Source organism: Vibrio sp. ZOR0018, from assembly GCF_963865925.1.
In the GTDB taxonomy this organism is placed as follows: Bacteria; Pseudomonadota; Gammaproteobacteria; order Enterobacterales; family Vibrionaceae; genus Vibrio; species Vibrio anguillarum.
In genome coordinates, this window is sequence record NZ_CAWMCN010000147.1 from 1 (window position 1) to 2,334 (window position 2,334).

General features: G+C 36.8%; 2 protein-coding genes. Both read left to right on the top strand.

Annotation, left to right across the window (positions count from 1 at the left end):
• Nucleotides 1-309: 309 nt before the first annotated feature.
• A complete protein-coding gene (locus tag AACR75_RS16795) occupies nt 310-1,587 on the top strand; it encodes an AAA family ATPase (protein WP_047691174.1) in 1,278 nt (425 codons plus the stop codon).
• Nucleotides 1,588-1,589: 2 nt separating this feature from the next.
• The gene (locus tag AACR75_RS16800; protein WP_047691176.1) at nt 1,590-2,258 is read left to right on the top strand and encodes an RloB family protein; all 669 of its coding nucleotides are present in this window, start codon (nt 1,590-1,592) and stop codon (nt 2,256-2,258) included.
• Nucleotides 2,259-2,334: the final 76 nt, after the last annotated feature.

Sequence of the window (2,334 nt, forward strand, 5' to 3'; positions counted from 1 at the left end):
GAAACAACAGATGAATTTAATGGAATCATATTTACCTCTGAATTTGAAATTTTCGCTTGTCGGCTAACGCCCAATTAAGGTGTGAAGCACGCGACCACGACACTCAATTTGACCACCGTAATCACTGAACTAAACCCAAACCAAAAATGCCAAGCGTGCTGAATCACTCTTAAATTGTTTGTTAGCCGATTATATTCGTATTTTTGACAGATTTGTGCAAAAAAACACACCAAAACACCTTGCGATGGTGACTTTACATTTTACAGTGCTAGAATGACGTCATGAAATACATTTCAAGGCAAGTTAAAAATGTTAATTGAGTTTACTGTTAAGAACTATCGTTCAATCAAAGATGAACAAGTGCTTAGTATGGTCAAAGATAAAGGCGACGAACTCGAGGATACAAATTCATTCTCTCCCGACGCGCCTTCTGTAGCGCCACTGTTACATTCTGCTGTAGTGTACGGTGCTAATGCTGCTGGGAAATCAAATTTAATCAAAGCATTAGTCGACATGGATGTTATCGTGAGAAACTCTGCGTCTAAAATTCAAGAGGGTGACAATCTACCAATTGATCCATTTTTATTTGATGATGACTCGGCTAAAGCACCTAGTGAATTTGAAGCAGTATTTGTAAATGAAGGTATTAAGTACCAATACGGCTTTACTGCTACAAAACTTCAAGTTTTTGAAGAATGGTTGATTGCTTATCCCAAAGGACGTCCACAACGATGGTTTTCTAGGGTTTTCGATGAAGAAAACAATGTTTATGATTATAAATTTAGCGATAACCTATTTGGTTCTAAAAGCGTTTGGCAGAATGCGACAAGAGCCAACGCTCTTTTTCTATCTACAGCAGTACAGCTGAATAGTGATCAACTAAAACCAGCGTTTAACTGGTTTAAAGAAAAATTGAAACCAACTAATGTTAGTGGATGGGGGCCTACTTTTACAGCTTCGCAATGTGAAAGCCAAGATTCAAAAGAAGAAATTTTAGATTTTCTTCAAGCAGCTGATTTTAACATTCACGATATTAACATTGAAAAAGAAAAGTTTGATCCTAATTCGCTACCTGAGGATTTTCCCGATGAGTTAAAAGAAACCCTAATTCGAGAAATGAAAGATAAAGAAATTATCGAAATTAAAACCATTCATAAAACAAAATCTGGAAAACTAGTTCCACTTGATTTTACAGATGAATCGGACGGTACACAGAAATTTTTCTCTTTCGTCGGACCTTGGTTGGACATTTTAAAAAATGGATACATTTTGGTTGTCGATGAATTACATGATAATCTTCATCCAAAAATGGTTAAACACTTAGTTTCATTATTCCATAATAAAAAAACCAACCCCAAAAATGCACAACTGATCTTTACTACTCATGAAACATCTATTCTAAATCAGGATGTATTCCGTAGAGATCAAATCTGGTTCTGTGAAAAAGATGAGAATCAAGAAACTACTCTTTATCCTTTAACGGACTTTAGCCCTAGAAAAGAAAAAGAGAACCTTGAACTTGGTTACCTGTCCGGTCGCTACGGCGCGTTGCCATTTGTTAGATCAATGAATAAAGGGCTAAAGTAAACATGGGTTCAGATGACTTGCACCATAAGCGAAAAGCAAAAGCAGAAAGAGAACTTTCTCGCAGAAAGTCTAAACGTTCTTCCTATGAGAAAGTTTTAATTGTTTGTGAAGGTGAAAAAACCGAACCAAATTATTTTAATGAACAGGTAAATCATTATAAGCTCAATTCAGCAAATGTTGCCGTTGATGGTAGTTGTGGTTCAAGCCCCAAAAGTGTCTTTGAGAGAGCCAAAGAGTTGGCACAAATAGAAGAAAGACGCGGTGATGCATATGACCGTGTGTATTGTGTCTTCGACAAGGATTCTCACTCTAGTTATGCACAAACACTTGTTGATATAGATAACCATAAATCTTGTTCAAAGTTTCTTGCTGTAACTTCAGTACCATGCTTTGAGTATTGGTTGCTATTGCACTTTCAATATTCCACTAAACCATACCATTCAAGCGGAAAATCAAGTATTGCGGATCAAGTAATAAAGGACTTGAAGGTGTTTATTACCAATTACTCCAAGGGTGATAATGCTATTTTCACTCAACTACTTGGACAACTTGAGTTCGCAAAACAAAACGCCATTAGAGCAAATAAGACTGCAAATAGTAACCATACTGATAATCCCACGACTCTTGTGCATGAGTTAGTTGAATACTTACAGGACTTAAAAAGCGGCTAACGCCCGGCTAAGGGGTTGACAACGCACCGCCGAACTTAAAAAACACACTGTAAACACTGAACTTCAATTTAGTACT